The sequence below is a fragment of the Nocardioides panacis genome, from assembly GCF_019039255.1.
GTDB lineage: Bacteria > Actinomycetota > Actinomycetes > Propionibacteriales > Nocardioidaceae > Nocardioides_B > Nocardioides_B panacis.
Genome location: NZ_CP077062.1, coordinates 3,529,717 through 3,543,636 on the forward strand (window position 1 = coordinate 3,529,717; position 13,920 = coordinate 3,543,636).

Genomic DNA, 13,920 nt, shown 5'->3' on the forward strand with positions numbered 1-13,920 from the left:
CAGGTCCAGCAGCTCGCGGGCACCGACGCCGGTGGTGGAGTCGACGGGGACGACGGGGTGGAAGGTGCCGCGCGCGACCGCCCGCTCGAGGTCCTGCACCAGGAGCGCAGCGTCGACGACCTCCCCGCCGAGGTAGCGCTCCATCAGCGTCTCGTCCTCGGACTCCTCGATGACCCCCTCGATCAGCCGGCCGCGCTGCTCGTCGTACGCCGCGGAGTCCGAGGAGCCGGAGATCAGCCCGACGAGCCGGCCGCCCTCGCGCAGGTAGACCGGCAGCACCCGGTCGCCGAACGCGTCGCGCAGGCCGGCCAGCAGCCCGTCGTAGTCCGCGCGGGCGTGGTCGAGCTTGGTGACCACGACGACCCGCGGCATCCCCACGTCGGCGCACTCGCGCCACAGCGTCCGGGTGGGCTCGTCGACGCCCTCGTTGGCGGCGATCACGAACATCGCGCAGTCGGCGGCCCGAAGCCCGGCGCGCAGCTCGCCCACGAAGTCGGCGTAGCCGGGGGTGTCGAGAAGGTTGATCTTCACGCCGTCGTGCACCAGCGGCGCCAGCGCCAGGCCGACGGACCGCTGCTGGCGCTGCTCGGCCTCGTCGAAGTCGCTGACGGTCGTGCCCTCGACGGTCGAGCCCGGCCGGTTCAGCACGCCGGCGCTGACCAGGAGGGTCTCGGTGAGCGTGGTCTTGCCGGACCCTGCGGGGCCGACGACCACGACGTTGCGGACGGTTCCGGGGCCGGAGGCGAGAGGCACGGAGCCCTTGCCCTGGGGACTCACCGACTGCTTGCCTGACACCTCGTGCCTCCCTTGGTCCGGCTCCTACTCGTCACCCTTCACCCGAGTGGCGACCGGCACAAGAGCCCACGGGAGCCGACCCCGGTGTCCGTTCACACGAGTCCCATGGTGGGATGCTCCGTATGCGCCTGGACCACGTCTCGTACGCTGCCGGACCGGATGGACTCAAGGGCACTGCTGCACGCATCGGCGCCCTGCTGGGCGAGGAGTTCCGCGACGGTGGCATCCACCCCCGCTTCGGCACCCGCAACATGGTGCTGCCGCTGACCGCCGGCACCTACGTCGAGGTCGTCGAGGTCCTCGACCACCCGGCCTCCGACAAGGCGCCGTTCGGCCAGGCCGTCCGGGCCCGCTCCGCGCTCGGCGGCGGCTGGCTGGGCTGGGTCGTCGCGGTCGACGACATCGCCAAGGTCGAGGCGCGCCTGGGCCGCGAGTCCGTGCAGGGCAACCGGCACCGGCCCGACGGCTTCGAGCTGCGCTGGCGGCAGATCGGCGTGAAGGGCCTGCAGTCCGACCCCCAGCTGCCGTTCTTCATCGAGTGGGAGTCCCCGCTCGAGGAGCACCCCAGCGCCGGAGCGACCGGTGCGGTGCACCTGGGCACGCTGGAGATCGCCGGCGACCCGCACCGGGTCAGCGACTGGCTGGGCGACCCGGTCGCCGAGCCGCTCGACGACGTCGAGGTCGAGTGGGTCGCCCCGGACGGCGACCCCGGCGTGATCGCCGCGAAGTTCCACACCCCGAACGGTCCCGTCCGGATCTAGCCGGCCCCGCTCGTGCCCACGCCGCTCCCGGGCGCCGTCCCGAGCCCGAACATCTGGCACCACACCGAGACCTACGAGCTCGAGAACCGGTCGGTCGACCCCGACCACCTCGTCGAGGCCGCGATCCGGGACCTCGACGACTGGACCGGCCGCGACGTGCTGGACCTCGGCTGCGGCACCGGCTTCCACCTGCCCCGCTGGGCGGCCGACGCCCGGGCGGTGTACGGCGTCGAGCCGCACCCCGACCTGGTGGCCGTGGCGGCCCGTCGTACGGCGAGGCTGGGGAACGTCACGGTCCTGCCCGGCACGGCGCAGCGGGTGCCGCTCCCGCCCGCCACCGTCGACGTCATGCAGGCGCGGTGGGCCTACTTCTTCGGCCCGGGGTGCGAGCCGGGGCTGCGCGAGCTCGACCGGGTGATGCGCCGCGGCGGCACCGCCTTCGTGGTCGACAACGACTCCTCGCGCAGCACCTTCGGGGGCTGGTTCCGGCGCGGCTACCCCGGCGTCGACGCCGGGGAGGTCGAGCGGTTCTGGTCCGCGCACGGCTGGCAGCGCCGGCCCCTCGACCTCGTCTGGCGGTTCACCGACCGCGCGGACCTCGAGGCCTGCGTGCGGATCGAGCTCGACGAGCGGGTCGCCGCCGAGGCGCTCGCGAGCCACACGGGGCTCGAGGTGGACTACGCCGTCAACCTCTGGTGGAAGCGCTTCTAGCCCCCACGCCCCGGCCGCTAGCTGCTCTGCCGGACCACCAGCGTCGGGGTGAGCACGCAGCCCGGGTCCGGGATCGGCCGGTGCCCGAGCAGCCGGCCGAGGTAGCGGACCACCTCGACCGCGACCTGCTCGAGCGGCTGGCGCACCGAGGTCAGGGTGGGTGTGCACACCTGGGCGGCGATCGAGTCGTCGAACCCGACGAGCGCCACGTCGCGGCCGGCGCGCAGGCCGAGCTCGTCGAAGGTGCGCAGCGCCCCCATGGCGACGGTGTCGCTGGCGCACACGAACGCGGTCGGCCGCTCGGCCGCGGGAACGTCGAGCAGGGCCTGCGCGGCGCGCGCCCCGAACTCCAGGGTGTCGTCCCCGCGTGCGGACAGCCGGCTGGTGGACAGCCCGTGGGCGTGCATCTGGTCGACCCAGCCGCTGCGCCGGTCCTCGCCGATGTAGGACCCCTTCTGCCAGCCGAGCCAGGCGATCCTGGTGTGCCCCCGCCCGACGAGGTGGTCGACGGCCTGCACCACCCCGGCCCGGCCGTCCACGTCGACCCAGGGGTGCCGGGCACTCGGGTCGCCCCAGGGCCGGCCGAACGCGACGAACGGCACGCCGCGCCGGGTCAGCCAGGCGGCGTGCGGGTTGCCCCGGTAGGTGTCGGTGACCACGAACGCGTCGACGGCCGCGGAGCGCAGCAGCTCGTCGTAGCCGTCCGTGGCGGCCGGCTCCCCCTCGGCGCTGAACAGCAGCACGTGGTACCCGGCCTCGCGGGTGCTCTCCACCAGGGAGTGCACGAAGCGGTCCATCAGGGCGTTGGCGCTGTCCTCGACCGCCGGTTCGACGCGCAGGCCGACGAGGTGGGAGGACCGGGTGCGCAGGTTGCGGGCTGCCCGGTTCGGGGAGTAGCCGAGCTTCTCGATCGCCGCCTGCACCCGGGCCAGGGTGTCCGGACGGAGCAGCTCGGGGCTGTTCAGGGCGTTGGAGACCGTCTGCCGGGAGACCCCGGCCTCGTCGGCCACGGTCGCGAGCGTCGGGGCGTTCAACGGGGCGTTCACGGGGGCGGTCACCGGGCGGTCACCGGGGCGTTCACCGGGGCAGGGACGTGCTCGACGTGGTGCGACATCGGCTGGACCCCCCCTGGACACGACCCTGTGCGGCCCGGTGCGACGGACGAATGGAACGATCAAATCGTCTCACGCATGATCACCTCCGGACGCTCGGCCCGTCAACCGGGGCGTTGTCGGTGCCCTGGCCTAGCGTCGGGGCATGAGCAACGCCAGGACCCGTGCCGCCCGCCCGAGCTACCGCTGCTCCGAGTGCGGGTGGGAGACCGGCAAGTGGGTCGGCCGCTGCGGGGAGTGCCAGGCCTGGGGCAGCGTCGCGGAGGCGGCCGCCGTCCAGGGCCGCACCGCCGCCGGCCCGGTGAGCACCCCGGCGGTGCCGATCGGCCAGGTCTCGGTGGAGGACTCCCGGGCCCGCACCAGCGGCGTCCCCGAGCTCGACCGGGTGCTCGGCGGCGGCATCGTGCCGGGCGCGGCCGTGCTGCTCGCCGGCGAGCCGGGGGTCGGGAAGTCCACGCTGCTGCTCGAGGTCGCCGCGGCCACCGCCCGCTCCGGGCTCCGGGCGCTCTACGTCACCGGCGAGGAGTCCGCCTCCCAGGTCCGGCTGCGCGCCGACCGCACCGGCGGCATCCACGACGAGCTCTACCTCGCCGCCGAGACCGACCTGGGCGCGGTGCTCAGCCACATCCAGGCGGTCCGGCCCCAGCTGCTGGTCGTCGACTCCGTGCAGACCATCGGCGCCGCCGACGTCGACGGCGTCCCGGGCGGCGTCACCCAGGTCAAGGAGGTCGCGGCCGCCCTGGTCCGGGTGGCCAAGACCCAGAACATCGCCACCGTGCTGGTCGGGCACGTCACCAAGGACGGCAGCATCGCCGGCCCGCGGGTCCTCGAGCACCTCGTCGACGTGGTGCTGCACTTCGAGGGCGAGCGGAGCTCCCGGCTGCGGATGGTCCGCGCGGTCAAGAACCGGTTCGGCCCGGTCGACGAGGTGGGCTGCTTCGACCTCTCCGGCGAGGGCATCGTCGCGGTCACCGACCCGACCGGGCTGTTCGTCGCCCGGCACCACGAGCCGGTCGCCGGCACCTGCGTGAGCGTGGTCCTGGAGGGTCGCCGGCCGATCCTGGCCGAGGTGCAGGCGCTGGTCACTCCGGCGACCGCCGAGCGGCCCCGTCGCACGACGTCCGGGCTCGACGGCTCCCGCATCGCGATGATCGTGGCGGTGCTCCAGCAGCGTGCCCGGATCCGGCTGCACACCCACGACGTCTTCGCCTCCACCGTGGGCGGGGTGCGGATCGTCGAGCCGGCCGCCGACCTGGCCTCGGCCATCGCGGTGGCCTCCGCGTGGAAGCAGCGCGACATCCCCACCGACCTGGTCGCGATCGGCGAGATCGGCCTGGCCGGCGAGCTGCGCCGGGTCCGCGACATCCCGCAGCGGCTGGCCGAGGCTGCCCGGCTCGGCTTCCGGGGCGCGATCGTGCCGGCCGAGTCGCACCGCGACGCCGGCGTGGTCCGCACCGTCGACGGGATGAAGGTGGTCGGCGTCCCGGACCTCGACGCGGCCCTGCGGGTCCTCGACCTCGGGGTGCACGACAGCGCGCCGCTGTTCAAGGTGCACCGCACCGAGCCGGGACGCCCCGCGCTCGGTGTCGTCTGACCGTTCGTGGCACCGCGGCCGACCGGTTCCCCCCTAGACTGAGCACCGCACGAGGGGCACCACCAGAGGGGCACCGAGCAGGGCAGCACACCGGGGAGACGAGTGGCAGCGAACGACCGCACGGACGACGTCCTCCGGCTGCGTGCCACGCTGGCGAGCATCGCCCCCGGCACCACCCTGCGCGACGGTCTCGAGCGCATCCTGCGCGGCCGCACCGGCGCCCTCCTCGTGCTCGGCAGCGACAGGGTCGTCGACTCGATCTCCACCGGCGGCTTCTTCCTCGACGTGCCGTTCACCGCCACCGGGCTGCGCGAGCTGGCGAAGATGGACGGCGCGATGGTCCTCGACCGCGACGCCGCCCGGATCCTGCACGCCGCCGTGCACCTGATGCCCGACCCGACGATCCACTCCGAGGAGACCGGCACCCGGCACCGCACCGCCGACCGGGTCGCCCGGCAGACCGGCTACCCGGTGATCTCGGTGTCCCAGTCGATGCAGATCATCGCGGTCTACGTCGGTGAGATCCGCTACGTCCTGGAGGACTCCGGGCAGATCCTGTCCCGGGCGAACCAGGCGCTGGCCACCCTCGAGCGCTACAAGCTGCGCCTCGACGAGGTCTCCAGCACGCTGTCCGCGCTGGAGATCGAGGACCTGGTCACCACCCGCGACGTCGCGGTGGTGGCCCAGCGCCTGGAGATGGTCACCCGGATCGCCCGCGAGATCGAGGACTACGTGCTCGAGCTCGGCAGCGACGGCCGGCTGCTGTCCCTGCAGCTCGACGAGCTGGTCACCGGGGTGGACCTCGAGCGCGAGCTGGTGATCCGCGACTACCTGCCCACCAGCCGCAAGAAGCGCAGCCCCGAGGACGTGCTGAGCGACCTCGAGACGCTCAGCCCCACCGACCTCGTCGACGTGGCCGCCGTGGCCCGGGCGCTCGGCCTCGGTGCCAGCGAGCACCTCGACGGCGCGGTCACCCCACGCGGCTACCGGCTGCTGGCCAAGGTCCCGCGGCTGCCGGGCACCGTCGTCGACCGGCTCGTCGAGCACTTCGGCAGCCTGCAGAAGCTGCTGTCGGCCAGCATCGACGACCTGCAGGCCGTCGAGGGCGTCGGGGAGCTGCGGGCCCGCAGCGTCCGCGAGGGACTCTCCCGGCTGGCCGAGTCCAGCATCCTCGAGCGCTACGTCTGAGCGAGCGGCCGAGCGGCCCCAGCGGGTCGGCCCGGGTCAGTGCCCGGACTTCGCCTTCGGCGTGGCCGAGGGCTTGCCCGACGGCTGGGCCGAGGGCTTGGCGGTCCCGGACGGCGAGGGGGTCGGCGTCGCGGTGATGGTCTGCGGCACCGGGGACTTCAGCTCGAACTGCACGTCGACCGGGTCGGCCCCGAAGGACGCCGCGACCACGTGGTAGAAACCCGGCTCGGCCCAGGCCGTGGACCGGGTGCAGTCGGTGTCCGAGCGCTGGCCGTTCCAGCCCACCGAGACCGTCACGGGGTGGTCGCGGCGGACCACGACGGACTGCTTCGGGACAGCGCCGCTGCACTCCTGGCTGGACCAGATCCGGTCGTTGCCCGAGGTCACCTTGACCACCATCGAGCGCGCCGAGACGTCGAAGGTGCAGGCCGGTGAGACCAGCGTGCCCAGCGTCATCGTGAAGACCACGGGCGAGCCGGCGTAGGCCGTCCGCTTCAGCGACGGGGTCGCCACCACGTCGCTGCCCTCGCACGCGCCGGTCGGCTCCGCGAGCGGGACGGCCGTGGGCGAGGCGGTGCGGTTCCGGCGGCCGGTCCCGGTCGGGGAGGCCTGGGGGGTCTCGGCCGCGGTGTCCGGAGCGCCCGAGGTGGCCGTGGACGACGCGTCGGCGCCGACCGGACGGGCGGACGGGCTGCCCGACCCGCCGGAGCCGAGCAGGTGCGCGATCCCGAAGACCAGTGCGAACGCGACCACCACGAGGAGCAGTCGGCGCGTCCAGTACACGCGGGCCGGGAGCGGCCCCCGAGGGCGGGTCACGGTGGTCATGGCGTCACCGTAACTTCGCCGGACGCCGCGGTCCGGGTGCCACACCGTCGGCCGCGCGGTTCGGGTGCCTGGCTATCGTGGGCGCACCGTGACCGACCTCCGTGAACCCCTGCTCGCGTGGTACGACCAGCACGCCCGCGACCTGCCCTGGCGGGAGCCGTCGGCGTCCCCGTGGGCGGTGCTGGTCAGCGAGTTCATGCTCCAGCAGACCCCGGTGGCCCGGGTGCTCCCGGTCTACGAGCGCTGGCTGGACGAGTGGCCGCGGCCGGCCGACCTGGCCGCCGTACCCACGGGGGCGGCGGTGCGCGCCTGGGGCCGGCTGGGCTACCCGCGGCGGGCGCTGCGGCTGCACGCCGCGGCCACCGCGATCGTGGAGCGGCACGACGGCGTGGTGCCCGAGGAGTACGCCGACCTGGTCGCGCTCCCGGGGGTCGGCGACTACACGGCCGCCGCGGTGGCGTCCTTCGCCTACCGCCGGCGGCACGTGGTCCTGGACACCAACGTCCGGCGGGTGCTGGCCCGCACCGTGAGCGGCGTGGAGTTCCCCGCGAACGCCGTCACCCGCGCCGAACGGGACCTGGCGAGCGGGCTGCTGCCCGACGACGGGCCGACCGCCGCCGCGTGGGCGGTGGCCACGATGGAGCTCGGGGCGACGGTCTGCGTGGCGGCGAGCCCGCGGTGCGCGGCCTGCCCGGTGACCGAGCTCTGCGCGTGGCGGCGCGCCGGCTACCCGGCGTACGACGGGCCGCCGCGCCGTGGCCAGGCGTACGACGGCACCGACCGCCAGTGCCGCGGCCGGCTCCTCGGGGTGCTCCGGGACAGCCACGAGCCGGTGCCGCACCGCCGGCTGGTCGAGGCCTGGCCCGGCGAGGAGCAGCGCGAGCGGTGCCTGCAGTGGCTGGTCGCGGACGGGCTGGTCGCCCAGGTCGGCGCGGACGCCTACGCGCTGCCGTAGCCCCGAGCGCGGTGTCCTCAGGTCCGCCGCCGTCCGGCCGATGTACCAGGGGACCCGGGCGCGTCGTCGCGCCCCGGCACTCTCGGACGGAGAACGGCACGGTGGACAGCGATCTCGGGATCGACGAGCTCGTCGGGGAGTTCGTGGTCGAGTGCCGCGAGGACCTCGACGGCTTCGACCAGGACGTGGTGGCCCTGGAGAAGGACCCCGGCTCGCGGGCCCTCCTGGACGCCGCGTTCCGGGCGCTGCACACCATCAAGGGCACCAGCTCCTACTTCGGCTTCGCCCGGCTCGAGGCGGTCACGCACCTCGGTGAGAGCGTGCTGGCCGGCCTGCGGGACGGGCAGGTCGGCTTCGCGCCGGAGGTCGCCGCCGCGCTGCTCGGGGTGACCGACGTGGTCCGCTCCCTGCTGGTCGGCATCGAGCGCGACGGCACCGAGCCCGACCTGGACACCGCGGCCCTGGAGGCCCGGCTCCGGCAGTGCCTGACCCGCACCGGGCCGGCCGCCGCACCCCGGCAGCGCTTCGGCGAGACCCTGGTGGCCGCCGGCGCGGTCACCCCCGGCGACATCGCCTGGGCGGTGGCCCAGCAGGCCGGCGGCGACTCGCGCCCGATCGGCGCGATCCTGCTCGAGGCCGGCCTGGTCGACGAGACCCAGATCGAGTCCGTGCTGACCCTGCAGGGCCGCAGCGGGCACGAGGCCTCGGTGCGGGTCGACGTCGAGGCGCTCGACCGGCTCGTGCAGCTCGTCGGCGCGCTGGCCCGCGCCCGGGACGAGGCCGTGCCGCTGCTCCCCGGCGGGACCGCGGACCGCCTCGACGAGGTCACCCGCTCGCTGCGCGAGGCCGTGCTGCGCACCCGGGTGGAGCCCGTCGAGCGCGCCTGGTCCTCCCTCCCCCGCCTGGTCCGCGACCTGTCCGAGGCCTCGGGCAAGCAGGTCCGGCTGCTCACCGAGGGCCGGGGCACCTCGATCGACCGCACGCTGCTGGCGGCGGTCAAGGACCCGATGACGCACCTGGTGCGCAACGCCGTCGACCACGGCATCGAGACCCCGCGGGAGCGGCGCGCCGCCGGCAAGCCCGCCGAGGCGACGCTGACGGTCCGGGCCCGGACCGAGGAGCACGAGGTGGTCGTCGAGGTCGCCGACGACGGCCGTGGGATCGACGTGGCCCGGGTGGCGCGGACCGCCCTGGACCAGGGGCTGGTGACGCCCGAGGAGCTCAGCGCCCTGCGCGAGGAGGAGGTCGTGGCCCTGGTGCTGCGGTCCGGGCTGTCGACGGCCCGCGAGGTCACCAGCGTCTCCGGCCGCGGCTACGGCCTCGACGTGGTGCACACCGACGTCGAGCGGGCCGGTGGCAGCGTCGAGCTCGTCAGCACCCCCGGTCTGGGCTGCCTGGTGCGGCTCCGGCTGCCGCACGCCGACGGGGGGTCCCGATGAAGATCGTGGTCGCCGACGACAGCCGGGTGATGCGGCAGATCGTGATCCGGGCGATGCGGCAGGCCGGCCACACCGGGCACACGTTCCTGGAGGCCGCCGACGGCGACGCCGCCTTCGAGCTGGTTCGCGCGGAGTCACCGGAGCTGGTGCTCTCGGACTGGAACATGCCCGGCACCAGCGGCCTCGACCTGCTGCAGCGGCTGCGCGCGTGCGGGGAGACCGTGACCTTCGGTTTCGTCACCTCCGAGAGCTCGCACGACATGCGCCGTCGCGCCTACGACGCCGGCGCCCAGTTCCTGATCGGCAAGCCGTTCGGCGCCGACGACTTCCGCGAGGTCCTCGGGCCGGCGCTCTCGCCGGAGGAGACCATCGCGACCGCCACGTCCCTGCCGAGCGCGAAGGCGGTCCGGAACCTGCTCGAGTCGCTGCTCGGCCGCGAGGTCGCGGTGACCCCCACCGCCCCGGTCGAGGTCGGCCCGCTCGACCCGGCGCACGTGGCGGTCTACGTCGACGACCGGACCCGGATGGTGGCGACCGCGGTCGCCGACCTCCCGCTCGCCGTGCGCAGCGGTGCCGCCCTCGGGCTCACCCCGCGCCGCGTCGCCGACGAGGCCGTCCGGGCGCGGCAGCTGCCCGCCCTGCTGCGGGCAGACGTCGACGAGGTCCTCAACGTCGTCTCCACGCTGTTCAACCGCGCCGGTGCCCCGCACGTGCGGCTGCACTCGACCTTCGCCCCCGGGGAGCGGCTCCCGGCCGACGTGGACGCGGTGGTGCACACCCTGGGCCGTCGCCTGGACCTGCACGTGGACGTGGCGACGTACGGCGCCGGCCGCCTGGGCCTGGTGCTCGCGCCCTGACCCGTCTAGACCTGGCAGGCGATCGCCGCGACGGCGTCCGCGAGGTCGAGCACCGCCTGCTCCAGCACCGGGTCGTCCGCGTCGAGCGGCAGGTCGAGCTGGAAGCCCATCAGCGTCGCGTCGAGCAGCGCGACCGCGCGCCGGGCCCGCGCGCGCGGCGCTCCGGAGGCGACCAGGTGGTCGACGACCGCGCCGGTCCAGACCTCGTTGGCCTCCCCCACCACGCTCACGTAGGGCTCGCGCCCGAACAGCCCGAGCGCGGCCGCCTCGACGTACATCCGCTGGCAGCGGGCCAGCCGGGGTGAGGTCACCGCGGCCCAGAGGTCCAGCACGGCGGTGCGCACGTCCGGCGAGGGCGGCATCGCCCGGACCTCCGCGACGGAGCGGTCGTTGGAGACCCGCAGCACGGCGGCCACCAGGTCGTCCTTGCTGGCGAAGTGGTAGAGCAGCATCCGGTCGCTGGTGCCCAGCTCGGCGGCCATCGGGCGCAGGCTCAGCCCGACCAGGCCGTGCTCGAGCACGTAGTCGGTGGCGGCCTGCGCGACCTCGTCGCGACGGCGGGTGTCCCGCGCCATCGGCGCTCCTCTCGGGTCGCTCACGGAGTGTAGCGAGTGCTACAGTATGTCATGTAGCGACTGCTACAGGAATGGAGGTCACGGACATGGTCGGCGCATGGCTGCTGCTGCTGGGGGCGATCGGGGTCGAGGTCGCGTCCACGGCGGCGCTGCCCCGCACGCACGGGTTCCGCGATCCCGTCTGGACCGCCCTGGTGCTGGGTGGCTACGCCCTGTCGATCTGGCTGATGGCCGTGGTGATCCGCAACATCCCCGTGTCGGTCACCTACGCCGTGTGGTCCGGTCTCGGCACCGCCGGCATCGCACTGGTGGGCGTGGTGCTGCTCGGCGAGCCCTGGGACCTGCTCAAGGGCCTCGCGCTGCTGATGATCATCGGCGGCGTGCTGGTGCTCAACCTGCACGGTGCGCACTGACCCGGTCCGCACCCCTGACGCACCGAGGGCGCCACCCGTGACGGGTGGCGCCCTCGTGCTGTGCAGTGGCTACTTCTCGGCGTCGCCGGTCGCGGCCGGCTCCTCGATCGGCGGGAGGTCCGGCAGCTCGGCCTTCTGCTCCCCGCGGAAGGTGAAGGTCGCCGTCGCGCCCTCGCCCTCGACGTCGACCAGGATGATCTGGCCGGGTCGCACCTCGCCGTAGAGCATCTTCTCGGCCAGGCTGTCCTCGATCTCGCGCTGCACCGTGCGCCGCAGCGGACGGGCACCGAGCACCGGGTCGAACCCGCGCTCGGCGAGCAGGTCCTTGGCGGCCTGCGTGAGCTCGAGGCCCATGTCGCGGTCCTTGAGGCGCTTCTCCACGCCGGCGACCATGTTGTCGACCATGGAGATGATCTGCTCCTTGGTCAGCGGCGGGAACACCACGACCTCGTCGACACGGTTGAGGAACTCGGGCCGGAAGTGCTGCTTGAGCTCCTCGGAGACCTTCGCCTTCATCCGGTCGTAGTTGCCCTGGACGTCCGTGGCCTGCTGGAACCCGAGGCTGGCGCCCTTGGAGATGTCGCGGGTGCCGAGGTTCGTGGTCATGATGATCACGGTGTTCTTGAAGTCGACCACGCGGCCCTGCGAGTCGGTCAGGCGACCTTCCTCGAGGATCTGCAGCAGCGAGTTGAAGATGTCCGGGTGGGCCTTCTCGATCTCGTCGAAGAGGACCACGGAGAACGGCTTGCGGCGCACCTTCTCGGTGAGCTGGCCGCCCTCCTCGTACCCGACGTAGCCGGGAGGCGAGCCGAACAGCCGCGAGACGGTGTGCTTCTCGCTGAACTCGCTCATGTCGAGCTGGATCAGCGCGTCCTCGTCGCCGAACAGGAACTCCGCGAGCGTCTTGGAGAGCCAGGTCTTCCCGACGCCGGACGGGCCGGCGAAGATGAACGACCCGCCGGGGCGCTTGGGGTCCTTGAGGCCGGCGCGGGTGCGCCGGATCGCGCGGGACAGCGCCTTGACGGCCTGGTCCTGCCCGATGACGCGCTTGTGCAGCTCGTCCTCCATCTTGAGCAGCCGGGTCGACTCCTCCTCGGACAGCTTCACGATCGGGATGCCGGTGGCGACCGCGAGGACCTCGGCGATCAGCTCCTCGTCGACCTCGGCGACGACGTCCATGTCGCCGGCCTTCCACTGCTTCTCGCGCTCGCCCTTGGCGAGGATCAGCTTCTTCTCCTCGTCGCGCAGCGACGCCGCCAGCTCGAAGTCCTGGCTGTCGATCGCGCCCTCCTTGCGGCGGCGGACGTCGGCGATCTTGTCGTCGAACTCGCGCAGGTCCGGCGGCGCGGTCATCCGGCGGATCCGGAGCCGGGAGCCGGCCTCGTCGATCAGGTCGATGGCCTTGTCGGGCAAGAACCGGTCGGAGACGTAGCGGTCGGCCAGCGTGGCCGCCGCGACGAGCGCCTCGTCGGTGATGGTGACCCGGTGGTGCGCCTCGTAGCGGTCGCGCAGCCCCTTGAGGATCTCGATGGTGTGCGCGATCGTCGGCTCCTGCACCTGGATCGGCTGGAAGCGCCGCTCGAGGGCGGCGTCCTTCTCGAGGTGCTTGCGGTACTCGTCGAGCGTCGTGGCGCCGATGGTCTGCAGCTCGCCGCGGGCCAGCATCGGCTTGAGGATCGAGGCCGCGTCGATCGCGCCCTCGGCCGCGCCGGCGCCGACGAGCGTGTGCAGCTCGTCGATGAACAGCACGATGTCACCGCGGGTCTTGATCTCCTTGAGCACCTTCTTCAGGCGCTCCTCGAAGTCACCGCGGTAGCGCGAGCCGGCGACCAGGGAGCCCAGGTCGAGGCTGTAGATCTGCTTGTCCTTGAGCGTCTCGGGCACGTCGCCGCGCACGATCGCCTGGGCCAGGCCCTCGACGCACGCGGTCTTGCCGACGCCGGGCTCTCCGATCAGCACCGGGTTGTTCTTGGTGCGTCGCGAGAGCACCTGCATCACGCGCTCGATCTCCTTCTCGCGCCCGATGACCGGGTCGAGCTTGCCCTCGCGGGCGGCCTGCGTGTAGTTGCGGCCGAACTGGTCGAGGACCAGGGAGGAGGAGGGCGCACCCTCCTGCGGAGCGCCGGCGGCGGCGGTCTCCTTGCCCTGGAAGCCGGAGAGCAGCTGGATGACCTGCTGGCGGACCCGGTTGAGGTCGGCGCCGAGCTTGACCAGCACCTGGGCGGCGACGCCCTCGCCCTCGCGGATCAGGCCGAGCAGGATGTGCTCGGTGCCGATGTAGTTGTGGCCGAGCTGGAGGGCCTCGCGCAGCGACAGCTCGAGGACCTTCTTGGCGCGCGGCGTGAACGGGATGTGCCCGCTGGGGGCCTGCTGGCCCTGGCCGATGATCTCCTCGACCTGCGCGCGCACCGCCTCGAGCGAGATGCCCAGGCTCTCCAGAGCCTTGGCAGCGACACCCTCACCCTCGTGGATCAGTCCCAGGAGGATGTGCTCGGTGCCGATGTAGTTGTGGCTGAGCATCCGGGCTTCCTCCTGCGCCAGGACGACCACCCTGCGGGCTCGGTCTGTGAACCGCTCGAACATGTTTGCTCCTTGCCGTGCCTCACCGTTCCGTCCCCGGCCGTGGCCGGGAGCGGTGGGCTTTCGTTCACCAACACAGTAGTCCTGCGTCGTCGCAGGAAGTCTGTGCCCCAGT

At 73.5% G+C, this 13,920-nt stretch carries 12 protein-coding genes and 1 pseudogene; 8 read left to right on the top strand and 5 right to left on the bottom strand.

All coding sequences use genetic code 11. The annotated features are described in order from the left end of the window. Window positions 1-45: 45 nt before the first annotated feature. Window positions 46-795: pseudogene (locus tag KRR39_RS25080) on the bottom strand (GTP-binding protein); the annotation flags it as partial. 122 nt (window positions 796-917) lie between these two features. Between KRR39_RS25080 and KRR39_RS17245 the strand changes: the two are divergent. Then, complete coding sequence (locus KRR39_RS17245; protein ID WP_216942754.1) at window positions 918-1,556, top strand: VOC family protein; 639 nt, start codon at window positions 918-920, stop codon at window positions 1,554-1,556. A 12-nt stretch (window positions 1,557-1,568) separates the two neighbouring features. Further along, window positions 1,569-2,267 carry a class I SAM-dependent methyltransferase gene (locus KRR39_RS17250; protein WP_216938718.1) on the top strand — a complete coding sequence of 233 codons (699 nt, stop codon included), beginning with the start codon at window positions 1,569-1,571 and terminating at the stop codon, window positions 2,265-2,267. A 17-nt stretch (window positions 2,268-2,284) separates the two neighbouring features. Here the strand turns inward: KRR39_RS17250 and KRR39_RS17255 are convergent, their stop codons facing one another. Further along, complete coding sequence (locus KRR39_RS17255; RefSeq protein WP_254185217.1) at window positions 2,285-3,325, bottom strand: LacI family DNA-binding transcriptional regulator; 1,041 nt, start codon at window positions 3,323-3,325, stop codon at window positions 2,285-2,287. 199 nt (window positions 3,326-3,524) lie between these two features. On the opposite strand from KRR39_RS17255, the gene radA reads away from it, so the two are divergent. Continuing rightward, window positions 3,525-4,973 carry a DNA repair protein RadA gene (gene radA, locus KRR39_RS17260; RefSeq protein WP_216938719.1) on the top strand — a complete coding sequence of 483 codons (1,449 nt, stop codon included), beginning with the start codon at window positions 3,525-3,527 and terminating at the stop codon, window positions 4,971-4,973. Between the two features lie 102 nt (window positions 4,974-5,075). Further along, on the top strand, window positions 5,076-6,161 hold the full coding sequence (gene disA, locus KRR39_RS17265) for a DNA integrity scanning diadenylate cyclase DisA (RefSeq protein ID WP_216938720.1): 1,086 nt from the start codon (window positions 5,076-5,078) through the stop codon (window positions 6,159-6,161). A gap of 36 nt (window positions 6,162-6,197) precedes the next feature. On the opposite strand, the gene KRR39_RS17270 is transcribed toward disA, so the two are convergent. Continuing rightward, complete coding sequence (locus tag KRR39_RS17270) at window positions 6,198-6,986, bottom strand: hypothetical protein (protein WP_216938721.1); 789 nt, start codon at window positions 6,984-6,986, stop codon at window positions 6,198-6,200. A gap of 88 nt (window positions 6,987-7,074) precedes the next feature. Here KRR39_RS17270 and KRR39_RS17275 point away from each other — a divergent pair, with 88 nt between their 5' ends. The 3 genes from KRR39_RS17275 to KRR39_RS17285 all read left to right on the top strand — a co-directional run bounded on the left by KRR39_RS17275 (window position 7,075) and on the right by KRR39_RS17285 (window position 10,237). Next, window positions 7,075-7,941 (top strand): HhH-GPD family protein, encoded by an 867-nt coding sequence (locus tag KRR39_RS17275; RefSeq protein ID WP_254185218.1) that lies wholly within the window; start codon window positions 7,075-7,077, stop codon window positions 7,939-7,941. A gap of 101 nt (window positions 7,942-8,042) precedes the next feature. Then, entirely contained in the window at window positions 8,043-9,380 is a 1,338-nt protein-coding gene (locus KRR39_RS17280; RefSeq protein WP_216938722.1) for a chemotaxis protein CheA, read from the top strand. Continuing rightward, window positions 9,377-10,237, top strand: a complete 861-nt coding sequence (locus KRR39_RS17285; RefSeq protein WP_216938723.1) for a response regulator — start codon at window positions 9,377-9,379, stop codon at window positions 10,235-10,237. The genes KRR39_RS17280 and KRR39_RS17285 overlap by 4 nt, the downstream gene beginning before the upstream one ends. A 5-nt stretch (window positions 10,238-10,242) precedes the next feature. Here the strand turns inward: KRR39_RS17285 and KRR39_RS17290 are convergent, their stop codons facing one another. After that, window positions 10,243-10,812, bottom strand: coding sequence for a TetR family transcriptional regulator (locus tag KRR39_RS17290; RefSeq protein ID WP_216938724.1), 570 nt, complete (start codon window positions 10,810-10,812; stop codon window positions 10,243-10,245). 86 nt (window positions 10,813-10,898) lie between these two features. Between KRR39_RS17290 and KRR39_RS17295 the strand changes: the two genes are divergently transcribed. Continuing rightward, window positions 10,899-11,225, top strand: coding sequence for a DMT family transporter (locus tag KRR39_RS17295; protein ID WP_216938725.1), 327 nt, complete (start codon window positions 10,899-10,901; stop codon window positions 11,223-11,225). A gap of 69 nt (window positions 11,226-11,294) precedes the next feature. Here KRR39_RS17295 and KRR39_RS17300 read toward each other — a convergent pair whose 3' ends face one another. After that, window positions 11,295-13,808, bottom strand: coding sequence for an ATP-dependent Clp protease ATP-binding subunit (locus tag KRR39_RS17300; protein WP_216938726.1), 2,514 nt, complete (start codon window positions 13,806-13,808; stop codon window positions 11,295-11,297). Window positions 13,809-13,920 lie beyond the last annotated feature (112 nt).

What these genes read in the sequence shown, in the direction of transcription:
- KRR39_RS17245 (WP_216942754.1), top strand. Translation starts at nt 918, where the DNA reads ATGCGCCTGGACCACGTCTCGTACGCTGCCGGACCGGATGGACTCAAG.
- radA (WP_216938719.1), top strand. Translation starts at nt 3,525, where the DNA reads ATGAGCAACGCCAGGACCCGTGCCGCCCGCCCGAGCTACCGCTGCTCC.
- KRR39_RS17270 (WP_216938721.1), bottom strand. Translation starts at nt 6,986, where the DNA reads ATGACCACCGTGACCCGCCCTCGGGGGCCGCTCCCGGCCCGCGTGTAC.
- KRR39_RS17285 (WP_216938723.1), top strand. Translation starts at nt 9,377, where the DNA reads ATGAAGATCGTGGTCGCCGACGACAGCCGGGTGATGCGGCAGATCGTG.
- KRR39_RS17290 (WP_216938724.1), bottom strand. Translation starts at nt 10,812, where the DNA reads ATGGCGCGGGACACCCGCCGTCGCGACGAGGTCGCGCAGGCCGCCACC.
- KRR39_RS17295 (WP_216938725.1), top strand. Translation starts at nt 10,899, where the DNA reads ATGGTCGGCGCATGGCTGCTGCTGCTGGGGGCGATCGGGGTCGAGGTC.
- KRR39_RS17300 (WP_216938726.1), bottom strand. Translation starts at nt 13,808, where the DNA reads ATGTTCGAGCGGTTCACAGACCGAGCCCGCAGGGTGGTCGTCCTGGCG.